The following is a 23,621-nucleotide window of genomic DNA, read 5'->3' on the forward strand; positions in this document are numbered from 1 at the left end:
TTGCCTGATCTGTTGGATAAATCTTTATATTTCACACCAACCCTTGTCGATTATTTCTGCGTGACACTTTGAATGGCATGTTTCCTTATCCATTCCATAGGTCCAACATGAAAATGCTTGATACAAATATGTGCAATGAAAAGTTGGAGGAGGGAAAGGGTTAACCAAATACAAATAACTTCAATGCTATTCAATTTCCCACCTAAACCTAAGCCCCAGCCGTAGAAAATAATAGATGCCATAGTATTTTGAAGCACGTAGCAACTTAATGACATTTTCCCAATTTCGCCAAATCTCTTCCATAACCAATCAAGCTTCTTATATTCTACCATTTTACCTAATATTCCAATATAACCAATAGATAGGATTGGTGCGAATAAATATCGAACAGGTAAATCAAATGCTCCTCCAGGAATAAAGATTAGAAGATTTAAAGGTACTCCAATAAAAATACCAATTTTAAATAGCTTTTGACGCGCCTGGCGTCCTTTGTCATTTTGCAAAAATACACCATTTCTCATCAACTTCACACCAAGTAAAAATAAAAAGATATTCATCGGGATAATAAAAATAGCTTCCGTTCTATAATAAAGAAAATTTGTTAAACGATATTGTATTTGTTCAAACCAAGTACCATTTTCATATAGACTAACAACTGGATCGACGCCAGCAAGGGAAGTGTTGGCACCAAGCAATGCACCGGCTAAAATTAGCAAAATCATTACTGCGTGGAAACTACCAAAAACGAATAATGCGCGTTTAATCGCTTTATCACCAAATTTAACAATAAAGGCAACAATGATAGCTGTTACAGCATAGCTCATTAAAATATCGTATTCCATGACTAAGGTGAAGTGGATAAGCCCCTCCATAAATAAAAAGACTATTGTCCAAATATACATTCCTGGCCAAGCATTTCCTTTTCGTAAAGCTTGCTGATATTTTAATTCCAGACCAACACCAAACATGATTGTTAATAAACCAAGGAGTTTACCGTTTACGAAAAACAGAACCACCATTCGTAAAAAATCGTTCAATGACCACCAACCAGAATAATTGCTCGTCGTGATATACGAAATATCTCCAAGATAAGCAAAAATCCAAATATTTGTGCCCAGTGTCCCTAATACAGCAAAACCTCGTAACATATCGATTAAGGGTAATCTTTGTTGAACTTTCATTATGAAATCACTCTTTCTTTGTTTTCTTACAATAATGATAAGAAAACAACAGGAAAAAACATATTCACACCAGTCAAAGGTTCTTTATGACAGGTGTCATTTTAAGGTGTATCAAAAGTAAAGGAAGGCCATCTCGGAAGGAGGGACACTATTAAATCAACTAGTTTATTGTTTTCATAATGAATGGGATTTATGTGGCTATAGTTTTCACATCCGTAATTAGTGTAAGAAAATAAGAATTTTATTTATAAAATAAATATTGCGAAAACTAATTTGATTAGTTAAAATTGAAATACGATTAGTTTACAGAGGGGATTTGAAGTAAAATGAAAGTTGAAAATAGTGGCACAGTGTATCAATTGTCCTTTATGCCGAGGATTTTTCCTGTTAATTGTTATTTCGTAGAAGAAGAAAACGAGCTTACACTGATCGATGCAGCATTACCATATAGTGCAAAAAGTATAATAAAAGCTGCTGAAAATATTGGAAAACCGATTACGAGAATAATTCTTACCCACGCACATAATGATCATATTGGAGCGCTAGATACGTTAAAAGAATTATTACCATATAGTAAAGTGTACATTTCTTCTAGAGATGCGCTTCTATTGGGAGGAAATAGTTCCTTGCTACCAAATGAAAAAAACACCCCTATTCGGGGAGGCCTTCCAAAAAATATTAAAACTAAACCGGATGTATTACTTGAAGAAGGTGATCATGTTGGTTCATTAGAAGTGATTGCAACTCCAGGGCATACACCCGGTTCCATTTCTCTATTCGACACACGTAATAGAAGTTTAATAGCGGGTGATGCCCTTGTAACTAGAGGAAAGTTAATAGTACCTGGAATGATGAATCCGTTGTTTCCGTTTCCTGCTCTTGCTACATGGGATAAAGAGACAGCTCTAAAAAGTGCAAAAAAATTAAGCAATCTGAATCCAAGTTTACTTGCAGTAGGGCATGGGAAGATGTTAAAGCAACCGCAGGAACGTTTGAACATAGCCATTGCTGAAGCAGAAAAAAGATTTTTTATCATCTAAATAGGAAGTGAGAAAAATGTCCCGTCGTATGAAGTTAGATTTCTCTATTATTTTACAAAAGGCCACAGAGATAGTTGATGAGCAAGGATTGGACCAACTCTCAATTGGACTATTAGCTGAAAAATTGGAAGTACGGCCACCGTCCTTATATAACCATCTTGATGGCTTAAATGAATTGAAACAGAAATTAGCCATTCAAGGCGTAAAAAAACTACATGAATATATGCTACAAGCAGCAGTAGGACGTTCGGGTGATGACGCCATTCGTGCAATTAGTCAAGCATATCTTCAACTTGTTAGAGAACATCCGGGGTTATATGATGCTAGTACTCACTTTCCGGATGCAAATGATCAAGAATTACAGCAAGCCCAAGAGTCTGTTGTACAACTAGTACTTCAAGTGCTAGATGCCTATCATTTGCAAGAAGAAACTGCGATTCATATGGTCAGAGGATTACGAAGTTTTCTACATGGATTCTCTTCAATCGAACAGATGGGGGGATTCGGGATGCCACTAGATATCAATAAAAGCTTTTCAATCCTAATCAATACCTTTATTGAGGGCATTCATGCAGCTACGATTCATAAAGATCATGGAAATGGCTGACTAAGGGAAGAAGACACGGAGGATTGATTTCAGTCGATAATACAAAGTGATTAATATTGGAGTAGGAGACTTGTCTTTGAATACGAGTTTCCTACTCTTTTCATATAAATAGCAATTGCGATTAATGCTTTCTTTTTGAAGAACATGACATACTATTATTTAGTACATGAATAAATTCTATAATCTAATAGCCCTTCATACTTTAAAATCATTTCAAAATGTTTATCCATTACTTCATAAAGTTCAGGTTCAATATCCTCTGAGTGATTAAGCTCAGGTATTGAGAAAATCGATTTGTTTTTTTGTATACGAATATGTTTAAAACCAGCCTGGTTAAATAAATCTACCCAATCCTTTTTCGTTGAACACGAATCAAAACCATAAAACTCTTTAATTTCTTTTTCAATTTTCTCTTCAAGCGGTTGATGAATAGTAAATTCAATAGCAATAAACCGACCGCCGTTCTTTAATAAACGAAAGATTTCTTTAAGTGCATTCGGTTTATCGACAAAAGAAAGCACAGATTCAGAAATAATAAAATCAAATGTATGATCAGGTAAAGGTACTTGTTCTATTGAGCATTGCATTATTTTTACGGGTAAGCGATTTTTTTTCATTCTCTTTTTAGCTTTTGCGACCATGACAGAATTAATATCGATGCCTGTTACCTTTGCTTCATACGTCTCTGCCAAATAGGCAGCGGTTTGGCCTGTACCACAGCCTACATCTAAAATATAAGGATTTTTACCAATGTTCTCGGCCTTGAATAGTTCCTTTGTTAAATTAAGACCACCAGGATGCGCACCGCCAACACCAAATTTGGACAGAAATTCTAGATATTTCGAATTTTGAATCGGAATCCCTTCTTTATTCGTATTTTTGTATAATATGAAATTTAAAAAAGTATGGTTCCAGCAAGAGCCAAAGTTGTTATAAAGAAACTTCACGAATTAATGGACTTCAATATGTATATTATTTTTGAGCAACTTCTCCGATAGTCTAAACAATAAAAAAATACATACGTATACTAGTTAAAAGATATATGATAGGGGGTGTATTGATGCCATTTTATCCGCCTAATTCTAGAATGCAACCATTTCCACCAAGCTATAGACAAGGTTTTGGCCCTCCTATGCAAGGTAGACAAGGGCAACCCTTTTTTAATCCTTACCAGCAACCCCAAAATTCTAGATTTGGAAGATTACCACATCATTTAAATACAATTATGGGCCACGCGGGAACAATAACATATGGAGTTAATATGTTAAGACAAATGGGAGCTTTTATTAATTTCTTAAGATAGAATGTAAAATGATTTTTTTAGTTAAACTTATTAAAACCCCTCTTAAGAGAGTAAATTCTTAAGAGGGGTTATTGATTATTTCATTTAATGCTTATTTTGTTGAAAGTTGTTTTTCGATAATAGAGCGATTTTTCTCTTTAAATACTTCATTATGTGATGACACGACCCCTTGACGATAGGCAGTAGGCTCTAAGTACGTTTTGATAGAGTTCACGGCATTGGCTGCATCCTGGAAAGTCCCTAGAAGGAGGTTGATTTTTCCTTCAAACGCTAATATATCACCTGCTGCAAAAATTCCAGGCTGTGCTGTTTCTCCCGTTGCTTTCCCTTCAAAATAGTAATCATCTTTTTTAGGAATGGTAATTGCCTGCTCCAATTCTAATGATGCTACACGGTTATAGCCATGACTAACGATGACTTCATCGATTTGACGCGTATAGCTTTGTTTTGTTTGTGTATTTTCACATGTCACTAATTGGATGGCTGTTTTGTCGGCATCAGCAGTTAATTTTGTAATAGTCGTATTACATTCAATCTTTACGCCAGCATCTAAAGCCTCTTGAATTGTTGCCTCATGAGCGGATAACTTATCTTTACGATAAACAACAGTTACGTTTTTGGCGATAGGACTTAGTTCAACTGCCCAGTCGATCGCAGCATTTCCGCCTCCCGAAATAATGATCTCCTTGTCCACAAAACGTTGATATGACTGCACGGTATAGTGTAAATTTGTCATTTCATATTTTTCTGCACCTTCTAGTGAAAGCTTTTGAGGATTAATAATACCACCACCAACGGCTAAAAGAACGGTTTTAGAATAATGTTTATCTCCTTGCGCAGTATGAAGAACAAAAATATCATCTTGGCGCTCGATAAAGTCAATTTTTGTACCTTTTAAAATGGTTGGATGAAACGTTTTTGCCTGTGCAATTAACTGTTTCACAAATTGTTCTCCTAATACAGGGGGATGACCACCAATATCCCAAATTAGCTTTTCAGGATAAAGTAAAACTTTACCACCAAGTTGTTGTTGACTCTCAATTAATTTCGTTTTCAATCCTCGTAAACCACTATAAAAGGCACTGTATAGGCCTGCAGGACCACCACCAATTATTGTTACATCGTATAAATGTTGCATTTATATCACCACATCCTAAAAAATAATAAAAAAGTATTTGACAAAACTACATAAGAAAACTAGACTAATTCTAGTGATAATGATTATCATTGTCGGCTAATCGCTATCATAGCATGGAAAGAACAAAAAGGAAAGAGAGGTTACGTCGTGCGTTTACAAGTTGAATCGATTCGTATCGGCTACGAGGACAAAACGATTGTGCATGATTTATCGTTACAAATTCCAGACGGTAAAATAACGACTATCATTGGTTCCAATGGGTGTGGTAAATCTACACTTTTAAAGGCTATTACAAGGATATTGAAGCATAAGAGTGGACAAGTCATACTAGATGGTCAAAATATTTCCGAGATGAATACAAAAGAATTAGCGAAAGAGCTGGCCATATTGCCACAAAGTCCGGAAAGTGCACATGGTTTAACAGTGGAAGAGCTTGTATCCTACGGTCGATTTCCATATCAAAAGGGCTTCGGTAATTTATCTCAAAAGGATAAAGAAATGATTGACTGGGCCTTAAAGGTAACTAAAACGGATGACTTTCGTCTGAACACAGTTGACGCCTTATCAGGTGGACAGCGTCAACGGGTGTGGATCGCGATGGCATTAGCCCAAGAGACCGATATTATTTTTTTAGATGAGCCAACAACTTATTTAGATATGGCCCATCAGTTAGAAGTTTTAGAATTACTTAACAAGCTTAACGAAGAAGAAGGACGCACAATTGTCATGGTGCTACATGATTTAAATCAGGCAGCACGTTTTTCAGATTATATTGTTGCGCTATCAAAAGGAGAGCTAGTGAAGTTTGGTACGGCGGAGGAAGTTATAGTACCTGAAGTACTAGAAAAAGTGTTTAATATTGATGCAGTCATTGGTAAGGATCCACGTACTGATAAGCCAATGTGCATTACATATAACTTATTACAAACAGTGTAAAAGGAGATAGATTTATGAAAAAGTGGTTATTACCAATGTTTATGATGGTCGTACTAGTGCTTGCAGCGTGCGGCAATAAAGAAGAGAAGACGGAAGAAGGCTCTAAAGATAAGGCATCTGCAGAAACGATTACGTATCAATCAGAGGCTGGCCCTGTTGAAGTACCAGCAAACCCTAAACGTGTAGTTGTATTATCTTCATTTGTTGGGCATTTACTACAGCTTGACGTTAATGTTGTCGGTATTGATTCATGGACTGCAGATAATCCAAAATTCCAAGATGATATTAAAGATGCAGTAGTTGTTGAGAATACGGATATTGAAAAAATTCTCGAGCTTGAGCCAGATTTAATTATTGGTTTAAATGGTATTGAAAATGCAGATAAATTAGCAGAAATCGCACCAACTGTATTGTTCACTTATGGTAAAGTGGATTATTTACAGCAATTTATCGAAATCGGTAAAGTTGTCAATAAAGAAAAAGAAGCAACTGATTGGGTAAAAGATTTTAAAGAACGTGCTGCAGAGACGGGTACAAAAATTAAAGAAAAAATCGGCGAAGATGCAACGGTTACTGTCGCAGAAATGTTTAATAAACAAATGTATGTGTATGGAGATAACTGGGGTCGAGGAACAGAAATTTTATATCAAGAAATGGGCTTGAAAATGCCTGAAAAAGTAAAACAAGATGCTTTAAAACCAGGTTATTTTGCAATTTCTACAGAAGTATTAAATGAATATGCAGGTGACTATGTGATCTTTAGTACGTTTAAAGGTGAGGATAGCGCCATTAAAAATGCTCCGTGGTTTAAAGATTTAGAAGCGGTGAAGAATGGTCATTTATTTGAAGTGAGTGGCAATGAATTTTACTTTAATGATCCAAAAACTTTAGAATATCAACTAGATTTCTTTGAAAAGAAATTTTTACAATAATTTCAGTAGAGAGTAGCGAAGGCAAATGATAAAGTTTCGAAATGTCCCGTTTTGGCTTCAAGTATTGCTTGCACTGATCTTATTAGCAGTTACAGTTACGATCTCGCTTTGTATAGGCGCGGCTAATACGAGTATTCAAGATGTTTATCAAGCGATTGTCGGACAAGACGGTGGCAAGCACTACTCTGTATTACGTGAAATTCGATTTCCTCGTATTATTGCTGCTATTTTTGTAGGTAGTGCACTTGCAGTTGCTGGGGCTATAATGCAAGGAGTTACTAGAAATCCATTAGCAGATCCAGGTCTCCTTGGTCTAACAGCAGGTGCAAATGCGGCACTGGCATTGACGATGGCATTTATTCCAAATACCTCGTACTATATGTTTATTTTTGCATGTTTCATTGGTGCAGGTGTAGGGATGATTGTTGTCTATAGTATTGGTGCTTCAACGAAGAATGGCTTTTCTCCATTAAAGTTAGTCTTAGCTGGGGCAGCCGTATCTGCTCTATTACAAGCAATAGCAGATGGAACTGGAATATTATTTAAAATTTCAAAAGATGTATCAATGTGGACGAGTGGTGGTTTAATTGGCACTACATGGCAAGCTTTAATAATTGTTCCTGTTATTGTAATAGGATTAGCGGTAGCTTTTGTGTTTAGTCGTCAACTAACCATTTTAAGTTTAAATGAAGAAGTAGCTGTTGGATTAGGACAAAAAACAACAGCCATTAAAGGGATCATGATGGTTGTCGTTGTAATTCTTGCAGGCTCCGCAGTTGCACTAGTAGGCAATTTAGCGTTTGTTGGGTTAATGGTACCGCACATTGTCCGAGCAATTGTTGGAACAGACTGTCGATTTGTCCTACCGATGAGTGCTATTATCGGTGGATGGTTAATGGTGACTGCAGATTTTGCAGGTAGAATGATTAATGCCCCATATGAAACACCGGTAATTGCAATTATTTCAATTATTGGCCTTCCGTTCTTCTTACTTCTTGTTCGGAAGGGAGGTCGTCAAATTGTTTAAAATTGGACGAAAAAAACAACGTAGATGGCTCATGGTTTGGACGCTATTAACAATAGCTATTTTTGTAATGGGTATTTCAATGGGAGCAGCTTCAGTTTCGATTGATCGCATAATACCGATTTTACTTGGAGACGGCAGCTTCAAAGAATCATTCGTACTGTTTTCTGTTCGCTTGCCAAGATTATTTGTGCTAGCAGCAGCAGGTATGGCGTTAGCATTAGCTGGTGCCGTTTTGCAAGGGGTAACACGTAATGATTTAGCGGACCCTGGTATTATTGGGATTAATTCTGGAGCAGGTGTAGGAATTACGCTATTTTATCTCCTTGTTGGTGGTGATTTACCTCATTTCGCGTATGTGTTACCAATTGTTGGATTTGCTAGCGCTCTGTTAACGGCACTCCTCATTTACTTTTTCTCATATAAGCGGAATGTGGGGGTGCAGCCGATCCAACTCATTTTAGTCGGGGTAGGGGTAGCATCTGCCTTAGCAGGTGTAATGATGATATTAATCTCCTCTGCTGAGCGTAGAGATGTGCAATTTATCGCACAATGGCTTGCAGGTAATGTTTGGGGAACAGACTGGCCATTTTTCTGGGCTTTATTGCCTTGGCTTGTGCTAGGCATTCCATTTATTTTGTATAAAGCAAATGTGTTAAATGTGCTTGCAATGACTGAACCAACAGCGGTTGGCTTAGGCTTAAACATCGAACGAGAGCGTTTGCAATTATTAGTAGTCTCTGTCGCATTAGCTGCGGCAGCTGTATCGATCACAGGGGGCATTGCCTTTATCGGTCTGATGGCTCCGCATATTGCAAAGCAGCTCGTTGGACCGCGCTACCAGTTCTTTTTACCACTCACATTATTAATCGGTGCCAGCTTACTAATGCTTGCAGATACAATTGGCCGCGTAGCTATTTCGAGTGCGACAGTGCCAGCAGGTATTGTTGTAGCCTGTATCGGCGCGCCATATTTTTTATATTTACTACGAAAAAACGACTGAATGGCTTAGGCTGTTCGGTTGTTTTTTTTTGTTGAACGAACGTGGTTCTGCGGATAGGAAGCGCTCGCGGCAAGTTTTGGATAGGAAGGCGAGAATGAAGGATAGAGCACTCAAAAACGTGGATAGAAAGTCGAAATTGATGGAAAGTACCGTCGTCAAAGTGGAGATATGAGGCAGAAAAGTAGTAGTCGATGCTAGAAACTAGGTGATTTATCCATTCTTTTTATCTACAAAAAAGGGCTATAAATTTAATTTTTACATTTTGTATTTCAAGTTTTTTGGAATCGCTTTTTATACATGTAATTGTTTATATAATATATACAGGAGGGGAGAGACAATGATCTTATTAGCACGACAGCAATCACAAATGCAAAAAATGCTAGAAGCTTTGGTAAAAAGATTGCCTAGTACACATGTAGACTACATGAATTATTTTAATAGGTTAATGCGTATACAAGCTGGCTTTGCTGGAGAAAAGCGAGTAGATGCAGAATGGCTTGAAATTAATTTGCCCAACCCACATTATTTCCTTCATGATTTACAAATAGTTAATCACTTCGGGACTACACATCAAATAGACACTGTATTAGTTTGCCCTCATTTTATATTAATTTTAGAAATAAAAAACATAACAGGCTTCCTTGAATTCGATGAGTCATTTACTCAATTTACAAGGACTACTGCAGAAGGAGATATTGAGGGAATGATTGATCCTTTTCATCAAGTTAGACGACACGCCGAGTGGATAAAGGGGTTATTACAGCATTACAAAGTGGAGATTCCTGTTCATTATGCAGTCGTTCTGGCAACGAAAAATGCTATTTTATCAGAAAGTTTTAAAGGACAACCAATTTTTCATGTTTCAGGATTACGTTACTATGTAAGAAAATGTCTTGAACGGTATAAAGAGGTGAAACTAGAAGCAGATGAACTCTCTCTTTTTACTACTAAATTATTGACCAGGCATTTGCCAATTAAAAGAGAAATAACCCTTCCTGTGCAGGATCTACTAAAAGGCGTGTTATGTGTACGTTGTTCAAATGGACAGCGAATGAGCTATTCCCTAAAAAAATGGACTTGTCAACGCTGCGGATTAGTTGATCAGGATGCTATTTTCAGAACGCTTAAAGATTACAAGTTATTAGTGGGCGATTCGTTAACGAATAAAAGCTTTTGTGATTTTTTCGCAATAGATTCACCTGATTTAGCGTATAGACTATTGCAGAAATTACCTTTGAAGGCTGAGGGGATAAATAGACATAGGAAATATTGGATAAAAGATGGATAGAGCACTTTGAGCTGCGGATAAAAAGGCGAGAATGAAGGAAAGAGCGCTCAAAAACGTGGATAGAAAGGCGAGAATGCAGGATAGAACGCTCGAAGTCGTGGATAGAAAGGCGAGAATGAAGGAAAGAGCGCTCAAAGCGTGGATAGAAAGTAGATAATGCTGGATAGAACGCTCAAAAACGTGGATAGAAAGGCGAGAATGAAGGATAGAACGCTCAAAAACGTGGATAGAAAGTAGAAAGTAGATAATGCTGGATAGAACGCTCAAAGCGTGGATAGAAAGTAGATAATGCTGGATAGAACGCTCAAAAACGTGGATAGAAAGGCAAGAATGAAGGATAGAACGCTCAAAAACGTGGATAGAAAGGCGAGAATGAAGGATAGAACCTCAAAGTCGTGGATAGAAAGGCGAGAATGAAGGATAGAGCGCTCAAAGCGTGGATAGAAAGTAGATAATGCTGGATAGAGCGCTCAAAGCGTGGATAGAAAGTAGATAATGCTGGATAGAACGCTCAAAAACGTGGATAAAAAGGCGAGAATGAAGGATAGAGCGCTCAAAGACGTGGATAGAAAGGCGAGAATGAAGGTTAGAACGCTCAAAAACGTGGATAGAAAGCCAAGAAAGACGAAAAGCCCGCTCAAAACCCCGAATTTCACGCTAATTCCTACTAGACAAATAAAAACTAAAAGCGTATAGTTAGTTAGGCTAACTAACTAAAGAGGAGTGGTAATGTTGACGATTGAACAAGAATTTTTTAATCAGTACCGCTTAATGTATAGACCGTTTATCAATCTAATAAATGTGCAGTTAGGGAAATATCAGTTGTATAGCTCTCAATGGGCTCTTCTTCGGCTATTGATGGATAAAGGGCCACATACATTTGTGGATATTGCGAATTTCATGTTTATTGAAAAGCCGAGTGTGACGAGGCTTGTGCAAAAGCTTGTGGAGCTTGGTTACGTGGAAACGGTAGCGGGTAGGGATAAGCGCGAAAAGCTTGTGCAATTGACGGTTAATGGTGAAGAGATTGTGCAAGAAATTCAAGCGCATTTAAAACCAACTATGGAACAGGCACTCGCGGGGGTATCAGAGCGGGATATTGAAATTGCGACACAAGTGTTAGCGAACATTTGTGCAAACATTAATCGGTAGGAGAGAAAAAAGTGGAAGCAACTAGACATAAACTTTGGACGAAGGACTTTTTAATCGTCTCACTTATTAATTTTACCATTACATTAATATTTTTTTTATTGATGGTAACGATTGCAGGCTATGCGGTTGAGCATTTTGGGGCTTCAACTAGTACGGCAGGGCTTGTATCGAGTATTTTTATTATTGGTACTTTATTTGGTCGTCTTGGGACAGGACGTATTATTGGGGATTGGGGTAGCAAAAAAACATTATTTTGTGGATTATTATTGTTTATGCTATCAACGATGTCTTATTTTATCGCGACGAATTTGCCGCTTCTAATGGTCAATCGTTTAGTACAAGGGATTGCACTTGGGATGGCTAGTACGGCGACAGGAACAATTATTGCACAAATTTTACCGTCTGATCGACGAGGAGAAGGTATCGGTTATTACAGCTTGAGTGCTATTTTAGCTACTGCTATCGGACCGTTTGTAGGTATTCTTCTAACGCAGCTGTTTAAAGATTATCGGATGATTTTTGCTGTCGATTCCGTATTAGCTATTGTATGCTTCTTGTTGTATTTTATCGTAACCGTTCCAGATGCACCGAAGAAGGCCAAAGAGATGGCGGAGAAAACAGGTTTTAAGCTCACTAATTTTATCGAAATGCGTGCTGTGCCTATTGCTTTTGTGGCGCTCGTTATTGGCTTTGCCTATTCAGGGGTTATGTCATTTATGACGTTTTACGCGAAAGAGCTTGATTTGGTAACAGCAGGAAGTTATTTCTTTATTATTTATGCAATTGTTATTTTAGCGACACGTCCTTTTACAGGGAAATTACTAGACACTAGAGGTGCAAACATAGTTATCTATCCATGTCTAGTTATTTTCGCACTAGGAATGTATGCTTTTAGTTCGGCGACTAGTAGTGTTGTATTTTTACTAGCTGCAGCTTGCATAGGGATCGGATATGGCAATTTCAATTCAGTAGCGCAAGCAATAGCGATAAAAGTTACTCCAAATGAGCGTTTAGGACTTGCGACATCGACATATTTTATTTTATATGATTTAGGTTTAGGGGTTGGTCCTTATTTCTTAGGATTCTTCGTTCCGACTTCGGGGTACAGTGCCATTTTCTTTGCGATGGTATTTGTAATTTTAGTATCAATTATCCTTTATTATTTCTTATATGGAAAATATGAAAATAGAAAACAAACGAAAATTTTGTAGTTTAGAATAATTATATTGTAGAAAAAACGTCATTTTTCTAGTTATCTAATTGGATCAACTATAAAATGTCGTTTTTTTCTATAAATAAAAATACTTCTTGCAATTCTATTTGATAATCATTATCATTCTCGATATAAACTATTTCGGAAGTAGGTACTTAGCATGAAAAAAACATCATTATTGTCAGTATTAGTTGCAGGAGGCATTCTAATGACTGGCTGTGGAAATACAGATGAAGCTAAAAAAGACGATAAGCCAGCAACAGAACAAGCAGAAAAAGCTACAAAAGTTGATTTATCTGCTGAACTAGCAGCCTATCAAACATTTGCATTAGAGCAAATGGACCAATTCTTAGTAGAAACGGGGAAATTTGTGGACGCATTTAAGGCTGGTAAAATTGAAGAAGCAAAAGCAGCCTATGCACCTGCACGTATGTATTTTGAGCGTTCGGAGCCAATTGCAGAGAGCTTTGGTGACCTTGACCCACGTATTGACGGTCGTTTAGCTGATATTAAAGACGAAGGCAAGGGCGAAGAAGAATGGTCAGGCTATCATAAGCTAGAACATGCGCTTTGGGTAGAAAATAAAACTGCAGGCTACGAGGCTGTTGCAGATCAATTACTAGCAGACGCAAAAGAATTACATGCATTAGTTCAAACTGTAGAAGTTACACCTGATTTAATGATTACAGGTGCGGTTGATTTATTAAACGAAGTATCAACATCAAAAATCACTGGTGAAGAAGAAATCTATTCTCACACAGACCTTTATGACTTTAAGGCAAACATTGAAGGTGCAGAAAAAATCTTTGAAATACTACGTTCTAAATTAGAAGCGAAAGATAAAGACTTAGTTGCTACATTAGATGAAAAATTCAAAGCTGTAGATGATTTATTAGCGAAGCATGCGACTGCTGATGGCGGATATGTTTCTTACGAAAAATTAACTGATGAAGACACAAAAGCACTTTCAGCAGCAGTTAATCAACTAGGTGAACCATTAAGTCAAATGGGTATTATTTTAGAGTAATTTTTGGAGTGATAATAAATGACAGCGTCAAATGATGAAAAATGGATGAATAAAAAAATATCAAGACGTGACATGTTAAAGCTAACAGGTATCGGAGCGGCTGGTATAGCTATCGGTGCCTCTGGCTTAGGTGGTGTTATGAAAGTAATGGGCTACGATGTATTCGAGCCTGTTGCGGATAGCACAACTGCACGTAATAAAGTTGATTTTTATGGAAAACATCAATCTGGCATTATTACACCAGTTCAGACAAATATTTATTTTGCTTCTTTAGATGTTTTATTGACATCAAAGAAAGACCTTCAAGAGTTGTTCAAAAAATGGACACCTCTTGTTGTTCGTTTAATGAATGGTGAATTAATGGTAGATTTAACAACAAATACTAGAGTTCCTACAGGAGATACAGGTGAAGCAGAAGGTTTAGACGCTTCAAATTTATCGATCACAATTGGTGTTGGTCCATCTTTGTTTGATAAGCTTGGGATCCAACATTTGAAGCCAGCAGAATTAAATGATTTACCACATTTCCCAAAAGATCAGCTACAAAAAGAACTTACAGGTGGAGATCTTTGTATTCAGGCATGTGCGGATGACCCACAGGTGGCATTCCACGCAGTACGTAACTTAGTTCGGGCAGCATCTGGTAAGGTAGAAATTAAGTGGTCTCAAGCAGGCTTTAACTCATTCCCAGCTGGAGGAGGAACGCCGAGAAATTTATTTGCATTCAAGGATGGCACTGGAAATCCATCGACTGCCGATGACAAAGATTTAAATAAAGTTGTATGGGTCGATAAAGGCTGGCTAAAAGGCGGGTCTTATTTAGTCGCACGTAAAGTTCAAATGCATCTTGAAACATGGGATCGCACATCTTTGAAAGATCAGGAGGCAACATTTGGTCGTTATCGCGATAGTGGTGCACCTTTTGGTAAAAAGAAAGAGTTCGATGATTTCGATGTAGAGGCGAAGGATAGCAATGGTGAGTATATTATGCCCGATACGTCACATGTACATTTGGCACGTAAATCAGGTGCGCGTATGTTACGTCGTTCGTATTCTTATGCATCGGGTGTTATGACGAATACAGGTGCGCATGATGCGGGACTTATGTTTATTTCTTATCAAAAAGACCCAGCCCAATTTATAACAGTTCAAAATAGCTTAGGACGTTTGGATAAAATGAATGAGTATACTACACATCGAGGCAGCGCAGTGTTCGCTTGCTTCCCTGGTGTACAAAAGGGGAGTTATATAGGTGAAGCACTTTTTAACGCGCTGTAGCTTAGTACTTTGCTTGTTATTGGCACTTGCTGTACCAGTGCAGGCAGCGCAATCTTATAGTCACTTATACATTTCTATTAGTGATGCACTAATGAATACGAAGCAGGATAAGGAATCCGAAGCTGAGCAAGCCCTTAAACAGTTTGCAGCAGACTGGGCTTCGGTTACATCAGAGCAAAAGAAAGCAAAAGAAAAAGTTGATAATATTCTTGCACAAGCAGTTGAAGCTACAACTAAGGATGAACGTTTAAAGGTACTATCTGAATTGTCAAATGCCTTACGTGCATTAGAAAAGCTTGAGAATCCTGTAGATGAAGCGGCGCAGCGAGCAGAATTTGGGCAAAAGTTTAAACCAATCATGGGGGACTTTGAGAAAGCTTTAGCAAGTGGTGACATCACAGCAATCGATGAAGCCTATAAAGACTTTAATATCAAATGGAATAAAAACGAAAGACCTGTGCGTGAGCAAAGTATCGCGATGTATGGGCAAATTGAAACACAAATGGCGTTTTTACGCATTTCCATTTCCGCTGAGGAACCTGATGTAGAGCTTATGAAATCTCAATTTGCTGACTTAAAGCAAACAATAGAGGATTTTGTGGCTGGTAAGGAAACAGCAGAAGTAGTGGAAGGGGAATATTCATTAGCTACATTAATTGCTTATATTGATGAGGCAAACGATTTTATCGATGCAGGTGATTATAAAGCAGCTTCTGATAAAATTCGAGAATTTATTACTATCTGGCCAAGTGTGGAAATTGAAATCTCCACTCGTAATGGTAGTCTATATACTAAAATTGAAAGTGAAATGCCAATTATCGCAAGTGATTTATTAAAATCATCAGCTGATAAAGAAGGTATTAAAAGTAAGCTAGATAATATTCGTACCGAAATCGAGCTGATCCAAGGGAATACAGATTATTCTTTTTGGGATGCTGCTCTTATTTTACTGCGTGAAGGGTTAGAAGCTCTGCTCATTATTTTAGCTTTAGTATCGTTCTTAGACAAATCAGGGCAAAAATCAATGCGTAAATGGATTTATGTTGGTACATTTATAGGGATTCTTGTATCTGCAGTTGCTGCAGTTTTAATGTCTACGATTTTTAATTCTGCAACGATTGATACTAATCGAGAGTTAATGGAAGGTTATGTTGGTTTACTTGCAGCAGCAATGATGATTGGAGTAGGTATTTGGCTTCATAGTAAATCGAGTGTGGTAAGCTGGAACCGCTATATTTCCAAACAAATGGGCAATGCCATCTCTACTGGCTCGGTATTTGCGATGGCATCAATTAGCTTTTTATCTGTTTTCCGTGAAGGTGCAGAAACACTTGTCTTCTATGCAGGAATTGCACCTAAAATGGAGACATCTCAGTTTGTGCTAGGGATCGTAGTAGCACTTTTAATTCTAGCTATTTTTGCATTTGTATTATTTAAAGCAAGTGGAAAAATTCCAATTCATAAATTTTTCGCTGTAGCTACGGTGTTAATCTACGTATTGGCCTTTAAAATTATTGGTGTCAGTCTGCATACATTGCAGTTAAGGGATTCAGTTTCAACTACTATTGTAGATGGATTGCCAGTTGTCAACATTATTGGTTTCTATCCAACGGTAGAAACAATGATTGGACAAGCAGTTTTACTTGTACTAGTTGTAGCAACAATCATTTATAAAAAGAAACAAAAATAAATAGAAGGGCAGATGAATAGACTTTCATCTGCCCTTTAGCATGTCGATAAAAATTTATTCAATAAACTAAGGTTTATTTTCACTTCGAGGTGGCGCTTTCCGCGGGCTTGGCTTCAACCTCCTCGTCACTGCGTTCCTGCTGGGCTTTCAGCACAAGCTAAAACAAAATTATTATCATTATAGAAAAACCGGTTCTAGGATTGACTATTATTTTATACGAAGAAATCCTCGAGAACAGGTCAGCACTACGCTCCTCACAAAATGCTGTATGCTTTAGGGTTTCAGATCCCCAAAGGAGTTATCTGAAATTACAAGACTAAAAGATGATGAATATATCATAGTAGAAAATTTATTTACTAACCTTTAAATTAATCGCTGAAATCAGCATTTGCTAGTAGAAAATATTTTTTGACGCCTCTAGTAAAGCGAGGGGGTGATTTCCGCTCCGCCTAGGCGCTTTCCTTGGGCGTTCGAAGAGCCGCTCCACCTCCACAAAATGGTGTTGATACAAAAGTAGTAGTAAAAAAGAAAATAGTCTCTTGACCAGTAACTGGTTAAGAGACTATTTTCTTTTGGCGTAAATCCATTAGCCCGTTTTTAATAATTAAGCAAATTAGGTATGTGTCATATGTTAAAATTATGTTATAAATTGTTAAAATCCCTGTAGTAGATGAGTTTTCCATTGTTACAAATTATTAACACAATATAAATACTATAAAAATAGTGAATTAATAATAATATGATTACATATATATGTAATGGGGAAATATGCTTTGAATAGTTCGACCAATTACGACATGGCGTACGCGATAATTGTCGTCTGTACGGTATAGACGTATACCTAAAGAATCTTTTACAAAAAAACTGACATTCTTTAAATTGAAAGGAGAATTAACCTGATGTCAAAGAAGAATTGGAAGAAGCCGTTAAATACCTTTTTAGCAACAACTCTAGTCGCAGGTATTGCCGCACCTGTAGCACCCCTTACTGTAAATGCTGAAACATTAGCAAAGGATTTAATCATTTCGGAGTATATAGAAGGAAGTTCCTTCAATAAAGCAATTGAAATATATAATGGGACAGGTGCCGCGGTTGATTTAAGTATTTATACTTTAGAGCTTCATACGAACGGAGAAGATACCGCGAAAAATAAAGTGAGTCTGACAGGTACGCTAGAAAACGGAGCTACTTATGTTTTGTATCATAAAGATGCAGCTCCTAACATTAAAGCAAAAGGAAATCTAGAAAACGCAACTGTTATTAATTTCAATGGAAATGATTCAATCGTATTAAGGAAATCTGGTGAAATAGTCGATTCCATTGGACAAGTTGGTTCTTCAGCAGATTTTGCTAAAGATGTAACTTTAGTAAGAAAGAGTTCAGTCTTGTCGGGTGATACAACTATTAATGATGCTTTTAACTCGGCATTAGAATGGACTTCATTTCCGGTAGATGATTTTTCTAATTTAGGGCAACACGTAATGGATACCGACTCAGGTGGACCTGTTGATCCTGTTGACCCCGAAGCACCGGCAGTCCTCTCAATTGGAGAGGCCCGGAATAAGGGTGTAGGTGAAACGGTTACTATCAAAGGTAGAGTTGCGGCGGGCTTAAAAAATACGTTCTCTGTCCAAGATGAAACAGGTGGTATTGCCGTACGACCTACTAGTCTAGCTATGTCTGTCGGGGATGAAGTTAAGTTAAAAGGGAAGTTAGCAGACTATCGTGGTTTACTACAATTAGATGGTGCTACAATCGTTGAAAAAGTTGAAAATGCTGGGGTACCTGCTCCAAAGGTAATAACAGGGGCTCAAGTAAATGAAGAGAGTGAATCGCAGTTAGTAACAGTGAAAAATGTTACGCTTACAGATGTTCAACAAGGTGCAGGATGGGCAAACTTTACTGCAAGTGACGGTACGAACTTCCTCGTACGCGATGAAACAAATTTGCTTGGCTTAACTGTCGGTACAAACTATGAATCTATCACTGGTATTGTTCAACAGTTCGATAAAGACTATCAGGTGATCCCTCGCTCAGAAACAGATATCGTAGTGGATAGTGCAGCACTAAAGCCTGCTAGCGCATCTCCTGGAAGCGGGACGTTTGTGGGGAAAACAACAGTAACTTTAACAACATCGACAGCAGATGCAGAAATTTATTACACATTAGATGGTACGGGGCCAACTGATAAAAGTCTTAAATATGAGACACCAATTGAAATTAGCAAAAATACGACTTTAAAAACAATCGTTAAAGCGAAAGATGGCAAATTTAGTGAAATAACTACATTTGAATATAGCATTGCAGATAAATTACAAATTCATGATATTCAAGGTGCTGGGCATGCTACAACATTTGATGGTAAAACAGTTGAAGGAATTGAAGGAATCGTAACTTATTCATTCACGTTAAATAATAATTGGTATTATACAATTCAAACGCCAGATGAATTAGCCGATCAGGATCCGAACACTTCTGAAGGTATTTTTCTGTACAGTGGAAAGAAACCTTGGCCAATAAAAGTAGGGGATTTAGTATCTGTTAAAGGTAAAGTAAGCGAATATGCATACGATGGCTATGATGACAGGCAGCAAACAGATTTAAAAACAACACAAATTAATGTGCGTGACGATCAAGACGGAAAAGTGGAAGTCATTAAAAGTAGTGTAGCCTTACCAAAAGCAATTGGAATCGATAAGTTAAAAATGTCCTTTAGTAAAATCGACAGTGATAATTTGGGGATTTTTAATCCAACAATCGACGCTATTGATTTTTGGGAAAGTATCGAAGGCATGAGAGTAGAAGTTGGAAACGTGAAAGCGGTAGCACCACAGGAGCATGGAGATTTAGTAACAGTACTTGAGGATGAACCAACAAACACAATTCACGGTGGGGTATTGTATGAGAAAGAAAATGCAAATCCAAACAGGATTCAATTCCGATTAGAACCGAATGGAGCTGCGCGCGATTTTGAAGTGGCTACAGGTGATAAATTTAAAGGGCCAATTACGGGAATCGTAGGCTATTCCTATCAAAACTTTAAAATCTATGCTTCTTTAGATGAGATGAAGAAAGCTTATGAAAAAGGAGATACAACACCAGAGACAACAAAAATAGTAAAGGCAGAAGATAAGTTAACAATTGCCTCGTATAATTTGGAGAACTTCTCTAATAACAAAACTTCTACTACGGATGATAAAGCGAAAAAACTAGCAAGAGCAATTGGTATTGATATGGGCAGCCCTGACATTGTTGGTGTAACAGAGGTGCAGGATAATAACGGTGCGTCTCCAGGTGATTCCAAAGCGGATCAAAGTTATCAAAGATTAATTGACGCTATTAAAGGTGTTGGTGGTGTCGAGTATCAGTATGTTAATATCGACCCAATGAACAATCAAGACGGTGGAGCACCAGATGCGAATATTCGAGTTGGCTTCCTTTATAATCCAGAGCGAGTGAAGTTAAAGGATGGTATTCCTGCAGGGGATGCGACAACAGCTGTTGGTTATGAAGATGGAAAATTAACAGTGAATCCTGGGCGTATTGATCCTGCAAATGAAGCGTTTAAAAGTAGCCGTAAACCTTTAGCAGCGCAATTTGAATTCCAAGATGAAGATGTAATTGTGATCGCAAATCATTGGAATTCTAAAAGTGGAGATACCCCATTATTTGGTTCAATTCAACCTCCACAGTATGGAAGTGAAGTACAACGTAAAAAAATCGCCAATATTGTTTCTAGCTTTGTTGGGGACGTTAAATCAAAAAATCCAGATGCAAACATTGTTTCTTTAGGTGATTTTAATGATTATCAATTTGCCGATTCTCTTAAAATCCATGAAGGTCAATGGATGACGAATATGATTAATAAAGTGGATACTTCTGATCGTTACACATATGTGTTTCAGGGGAACTCACAAGTATTAGATCATATTTTAGTGTCTAACAATCTGGCAGATAAAGCAGATGTTGATATTCTTCATATTAACGCTGATTTTACAGATATGGCCGGTCGTGCAAGTGACCATGATCCAGTAATGGTTCAAATTGATGTTAATAAAGATTCAACTGTTGAACCGATTAAACCTGAAATAGTATATGACTATAAGAACTTCAAAAAGAACAAATTAACAATCAATAAACCTAGTATAGCACTTCATTTAGATGCGCAATCTGTTATTCCAAAAGGTGTGTTCCTTAAAGGTGCCTATGCAGAACTCCATGGGGAGGGCTTTAAGACGACTGATGTTATCCTAAGTCCAGCGAAAGCAGGGATGATTATTGACCTTAAAGGAACTATCGTGAAATCACTCACAATTGAAGGTGCAAAAGTCAGTGAAATAAGAGGCGCTGAAAATTTAGATTTACAATCGATCATCTATAAAAAGGGTGCAGCTCCTGAGCAAATTAAATTTACAAATTCGAAAGGGGATCCCATTGTGGATCCTTCTTTGCCTTCGGGAAACAATCCACCAATAATTAAAAAACCTATAGCAAACAAAACTGTAGCTATTGGAGAGGAAATTAAAATTGATTTAACAAATCATTTTTCCGATCCTGATGGGGATAAACTTTCATTTACTGCCACAAAAGGCACGATAAATGGAACGATATTAACAGTTAATTTAACAGAGGGTAGTCATATTGTTGGCGTTACAGCTTCTGATGGAAAAAAAAGTGTCACTACAAGTTTCAGCGTGACAGTCATTGCTAATGATTATTATACTAGTGCTTATAACAAGGAAGGGCAAGCACTAAAAAAGGCTCTTCATGATATCATCTCAGTTCAAAAGGTACTTTCGTATGATGATGTTTGGAATGCATTGAAGTATACGGATGAAGATCCTGCTAATCCGAGTAATGTCATATTATTTTACTCTGGGAAATCTAGTCCAAAAACAAACAGTGGTGGCAATGTAGGGAACTGGAACCGAGAGCATACGTGGGCAAAGTCACATGGTAACTTTGGAACAAGCAATGGACCAGGAACAGATATCCATCACTTACGCCCAACCGATGTACAAGTTAATAGCTCAAGAGGAAATTTAGATTTTGACAATGGTGGCAGTCCAGTGGCAGGTTGTAATGGTTGCTTGAAAGATTCAGATTCATTCGAGCCACCTAATCGCGTAAAAGGTGATGTAGCACGTATACTATTATATATGGCCACTCGCTATGAAGCTGGCGATAAGGTGGATCTTGAATTAAATGACAAAGTTAATAATGGAACAGCTCCTTATCACGGTAAGCTTTCTGTTCTTTTACAATGGCACAAGCAAGATCCTGTAGATGGATATGAAAAACAAAGAAATGAAAAAATTTACGAAATCCAAGGCAATCGAAATCCATTTATAGATCATCCTGAATGGGTGGAGAAGATATGGTAAGGTAAAGAAAAAATACTCAAAACGCCACCTCAATGACTAAGTTGAAGTGGCGTTTTTTTCTTTTCAAACGTACATTTTCAGTAGGTTCATCGACATGACATACGTTGAAAAATCAATTTTACACGGCAATAACGTGAAAATGATTATACTTTTAGGCTGTTGAAGTCAAAACCCTAAGCAATCTCTTTCTTTACCTTTTTCACAATAGAATGTGAAGATATTCTCCCATGTAGTAAATAATAAACACCAATTCCGATTATGATAAGGAATGAACAATAAAAATATATCGATCCATAATCAATTTTAGCTGCGGCAATACCGAAGATAAATGACCCAATGCCGAACCCAAAATCATAGATAGAAAGGAATGTAGCCGTAGCCAATGCTCTCTTTTTAGGAGGTGCTACTTGAATAGCAATGGTTTGAAAGCTTGGAAATACAGTTCCCCACCCAATACCAATAAGGGCTGCTGATGCAAGAAATAACAAGGACGTATTCGATATACTCAGTAAAAACGTACCGACTGCAAAGCAGAAAATAGCGGGATAAATGATCCTATTTGCCCCAAATAAATCAAACCATTTTCCGGTAAAAGGTCGTGAAATTAAAAGGACCACTGCGTACACAACAAAGAAATAACTAGCAGCTTCCACTAAGCTTTGCTCTTTAGCATATAAGGATACGAAGGAAATAATTCCTGAATAAATCAGTCCAAAGAAAGCTGAAACCAATGATACAGGAATGGCGGAACGTTCCAAATAATCGCCAATTTTCATCCTTGTTTTTCGTTCAATTTCCTGTTCAGGCATAAAAGTATTCTTAGGTAATTTAACAAATAATCCTGCGACGAGTGCAAAGAAGGCAAAACATGCATTTAAGATGAACATTAGACTTGTCGCTGTTTGATTCATAACAGTCAAACCTAAAAAGGGACCAATAGCCATAGCAAGATTTAGCGTCAGTCCATAGTACCCCATTCCTTCTCCTTTACGGGATTCAGGGATGAGATCCGCTACAATTGCTCCAGTGGCCGTTGTGGCCATTCCAAAGCCAATTCCATGAAAAAAACGAAGAAATTGTAAGTCGATTAAAGATTGCGGAATAAAATACAAAGTTGAAGCTGTGAAAAGCACAAGGAGGGAACTTATAAAAACGACATATTTTCCTGCTTTTTCAATCCATCTACCTGCAAATGGGCGTGTTAGGATGGAGGCAATCAAAAAAACTGTAGTAATAAGTCCTGCTTCAGTTTTGGCACCATGCAATTCTTGTAAAGCATATACCGGTAATGTAACCAATAAATAAAAAAATGTTGTAAACACGAGAAAATTAGTAATGGCAATACTGATAAAATCCTTTGTCCATAATCGAGGTTTATCCAATATTTCCACCTCCTCTAAAATATTAAATTCCTTGTAGCGTCAA

At 37.4% G+C, this 23,621-nt stretch carries 18 protein-coding genes; 14 read left to right on the forward strand and 4 right to left on the reverse strand.

The features are described 5' to 3' along the window. Positions 1–50 precede the first annotated feature (50 nt). The gene (locus tag AC3WSO_RS09695; RefSeq protein WP_492530409.1) at positions 51–1,181 is read right to left on the reverse strand and encodes a DUF418 domain-containing protein; all 1,131 of its coding nucleotides are present in this window, start codon (positions 1,179–1,181) and stop codon (positions 51–53) included. 326 nt (positions 1,182–1,507) lie between these two features. Here AC3WSO_RS09695 and AC3WSO_RS09700 point away from each other — a divergent pair, with 326 nt between their 5' ends. Beyond that, positions 1,508–2,221 carry an MBL fold metallo-hydrolase gene (locus AC3WSO_RS09700; protein WP_492530410.1) on the forward strand — a complete coding sequence of 238 codons (714 nt, stop codon included), beginning with the start codon at positions 1,508–1,510 and terminating at the stop codon, positions 2,219–2,221. A 16-nt stretch (positions 2,222–2,237) separates the two neighbouring features. Next, complete coding sequence (locus tag AC3WSO_RS09705; protein ID WP_492530411.1) at positions 2,238–2,828, forward strand: TetR/AcrR family transcriptional regulator; 591 nt, start codon at positions 2,238–2,240, stop codon at positions 2,826–2,828. A 155-nt stretch (positions 2,829–2,983) separates the two neighbouring features. On the opposite strand, the gene AC3WSO_RS09710 is transcribed toward AC3WSO_RS09705, so the two are convergent. After that, positions 2,984–3,775: a class I SAM-dependent methyltransferase gene (locus tag AC3WSO_RS09710; RefSeq protein ID WP_492530412.1), complete on the reverse strand. Its 792-nt coding sequence runs from the start codon at positions 3,773–3,775 to the stop codon at positions 2,984–2,986. 113 nt (positions 3,776–3,888) lie between these two features. Between AC3WSO_RS09710 and AC3WSO_RS09715 the strand changes: the two genes are divergently transcribed. After that, positions 3,889–4,131: a hypothetical protein gene (locus tag AC3WSO_RS09715; protein ID WP_492530413.1), complete on the forward strand. Its 243-nt coding sequence runs from the start codon at positions 3,889–3,891 to the stop codon at positions 4,129–4,131. A gap of 91 nt (positions 4,132–4,222) precedes the next feature. Here the strand turns inward: AC3WSO_RS09715 and AC3WSO_RS09720 are convergent, their stop codons facing one another. Further along, positions 4,223–5,269 carry an NAD(P)/FAD-dependent oxidoreductase gene (locus AC3WSO_RS09720; protein WP_492530414.1) on the reverse strand — a complete coding sequence of 349 codons (1,047 nt, stop codon included), beginning with the start codon at positions 5,267–5,269 and terminating at the stop codon, positions 4,223–4,225. A 147-nt stretch (positions 5,270–5,416) separates the two neighbouring features. Between AC3WSO_RS09720 and AC3WSO_RS09725 the strand changes: the two genes are divergently transcribed. The 11 genes from AC3WSO_RS09725 (at position 5,417) to AC3WSO_RS09775 (ending at position 22,196) form a co-directional block, all read left to right on the forward strand. Continuing rightward, the gene (locus tag AC3WSO_RS09725; RefSeq protein WP_079560181.1) at positions 5,417–6,205 is read left to right on the forward strand and encodes an ABC transporter ATP-binding protein; all 789 of its coding nucleotides are present in this window, start codon (positions 5,417–5,419) and stop codon (positions 6,203–6,205) included. 14 nt (positions 6,206–6,219) lie between these two features. Next, positions 6,220–7,137, forward strand: a complete 918-nt coding sequence (locus AC3WSO_RS09730; protein ID WP_492530415.1) for an iron-hydroxamate ABC transporter substrate-binding protein — start codon at positions 6,220–6,222, stop codon at positions 7,135–7,137. 25 nt (positions 7,138–7,162) lie between these two features. Continuing rightward, positions 7,163–8,164: a FecCD family ABC transporter permease gene (locus tag AC3WSO_RS09735; RefSeq protein ID WP_492530416.1), complete on the forward strand. Its 1,002-nt coding sequence runs from the start codon at positions 7,163–7,165 to the stop codon at positions 8,162–8,164. Beyond that, complete coding sequence (locus tag AC3WSO_RS09740) at positions 8,157–9,164, forward strand: FecCD family ABC transporter permease (protein WP_492530417.1); 1,008 nt, start codon at positions 8,157–8,159, stop codon at positions 9,162–9,164. Before AC3WSO_RS09735 ends, AC3WSO_RS09740 begins: the two co-directional genes overlap by 8 nt. A 337-nt stretch (positions 9,165–9,501) precedes the next feature. After that, positions 9,502–10,452: a nuclease-related domain-containing protein gene (locus tag AC3WSO_RS09745; RefSeq protein ID WP_492530418.1), complete on the forward strand. Its 951-nt coding sequence runs from the start codon at positions 9,502–9,504 to the stop codon at positions 10,450–10,452. A 729-nt stretch (positions 10,453–11,181) separates the two neighbouring features. Further along, entirely contained in the window at positions 11,182–11,604 is a 423-nt protein-coding gene (locus AC3WSO_RS09750; protein ID WP_492530419.1) for a MarR family winged helix-turn-helix transcriptional regulator, read from the forward strand. A gap of 11 nt (positions 11,605–11,615) precedes the next feature. After that, entirely contained in the window at positions 11,616–12,815 is a 1,200-nt protein-coding gene (locus AC3WSO_RS09755; protein ID WP_492530420.1) for an MFS transporter, read from the forward strand. Positions 12,816–12,977: 162 nt separating this feature from the next. Beyond that, positions 12,978–13,844 (forward strand): iron uptake system protein EfeO, encoded by an 867-nt coding sequence (gene efeO / locus AC3WSO_RS09760; protein WP_492530421.1) that lies wholly within the window; start codon positions 12,978–12,980, stop codon positions 13,842–13,844. 18 nt (positions 13,845–13,862) lie between these two features. Beyond that, positions 13,863–15,122 (forward strand): iron uptake transporter deferrochelatase/peroxidase subunit, encoded by a 1,260-nt coding sequence (gene efeB / locus AC3WSO_RS09765; protein WP_492530422.1) that lies wholly within the window; start codon positions 13,863–13,865, stop codon positions 15,120–15,122. Next, entirely contained in the window at positions 15,097–16,812 is a 1,716-nt protein-coding gene (locus AC3WSO_RS09770; protein ID WP_492530423.1) for an FTR1 family iron permease, read from the forward strand. Before efeB ends, AC3WSO_RS09770 begins: the two co-directional genes overlap by 26 nt. Before the next feature lie 899 nt (positions 16,813–17,711). After that, positions 17,712–22,196 carry an endonuclease gene (locus tag AC3WSO_RS09775; RefSeq protein ID WP_492530424.1) on the forward strand — a complete coding sequence of 1,495 codons (4,485 nt, stop codon included), beginning with the start codon at positions 17,712–17,714 and terminating at the stop codon, positions 22,194–22,196. A 173-nt stretch (positions 22,197–22,369) separates the two neighbouring features. On the opposite strand, the gene AC3WSO_RS09780 is transcribed toward AC3WSO_RS09775, so the two are convergent. Then, positions 22,370–23,578, reverse strand: a complete 1,209-nt coding sequence (locus AC3WSO_RS09780; protein ID WP_492530425.1) for an MFS transporter — start codon at positions 23,576–23,578, stop codon at positions 22,370–22,372. Positions 23,579–23,621 lie beyond the last annotated feature (43 nt).

Source organism: Lysinibacillus sp. EB106-09-02-XG168 (assembly GCF_058791475.1).

What these genes read in the sequence shown, in the direction of transcription:
- efeB (WP_492530422.1), top strand. Translation starts at nt 13,863, where the DNA reads ATGACAGCGTCAAATGATGAAAAATGGATGAATAAAAAAATATCAAGA.
- AC3WSO_RS09720 (WP_492530414.1), bottom strand. Translation starts at nt 5,269, where the DNA reads ATGCAACATTTATACGATGTAACAATAATTGGTGGTGGTCCTGCAGGC.
- AC3WSO_RS09730 (WP_492530415.1), top strand. Translation starts at nt 6,220, where the DNA reads ATGAAAAAGTGGTTATTACCAATGTTTATGATGGTCGTACTAGTGCTT.
- AC3WSO_RS09695 (WP_492530409.1), bottom strand. Translation starts at nt 1,181, where the DNA reads ATGAAAGTTCAACAAAGATTACCCTTAATCGATATGTTACGAGGTTTT.
- efeO (WP_492530421.1), top strand. Translation starts at nt 12,978, where the DNA reads ATGAAAAAAACATCATTATTGTCAGTATTAGTTGCAGGAGGCATTCTA.
- AC3WSO_RS09715 (WP_492530413.1), top strand. Translation starts at nt 3,889, where the DNA reads ATGCCATTTTATCCGCCTAATTCTAGAATGCAACCATTTCCACCAAGC.
- AC3WSO_RS09735 (WP_492530416.1), top strand. Translation starts at nt 7,163, where the DNA reads ATGATAAAGTTTCGAAATGTCCCGTTTTGGCTTCAAGTATTGCTTGCA.
- AC3WSO_RS09745 (WP_492530418.1), top strand. Translation starts at nt 9,502, where the DNA reads ATGATCTTATTAGCACGACAGCAATCACAAATGCAAAAAATGCTAGAA.
- AC3WSO_RS09775 (WP_492530424.1), top strand. Translation starts at nt 17,712, where the DNA reads ATGTCAAAGAAGAATTGGAAGAAGCCGTTAAATACCTTTTTAGCAACA.
- AC3WSO_RS09700 (WP_492530410.1), top strand. Translation starts at nt 1,508, where the DNA reads ATGAAAGTTGAAAATAGTGGCACAGTGTATCAATTGTCCTTTATGCCG.
- AC3WSO_RS09750 (WP_492530419.1), top strand. Translation starts at nt 11,182, where the DNA reads ATGTTGACGATTGAACAAGAATTTTTTAATCAGTACCGCTTAATGTAT.
- AC3WSO_RS09705 (WP_492530411.1), top strand. Translation starts at nt 2,238, where the DNA reads ATGTCCCGTCGTATGAAGTTAGATTTCTCTATTATTTTACAAAAGGCC.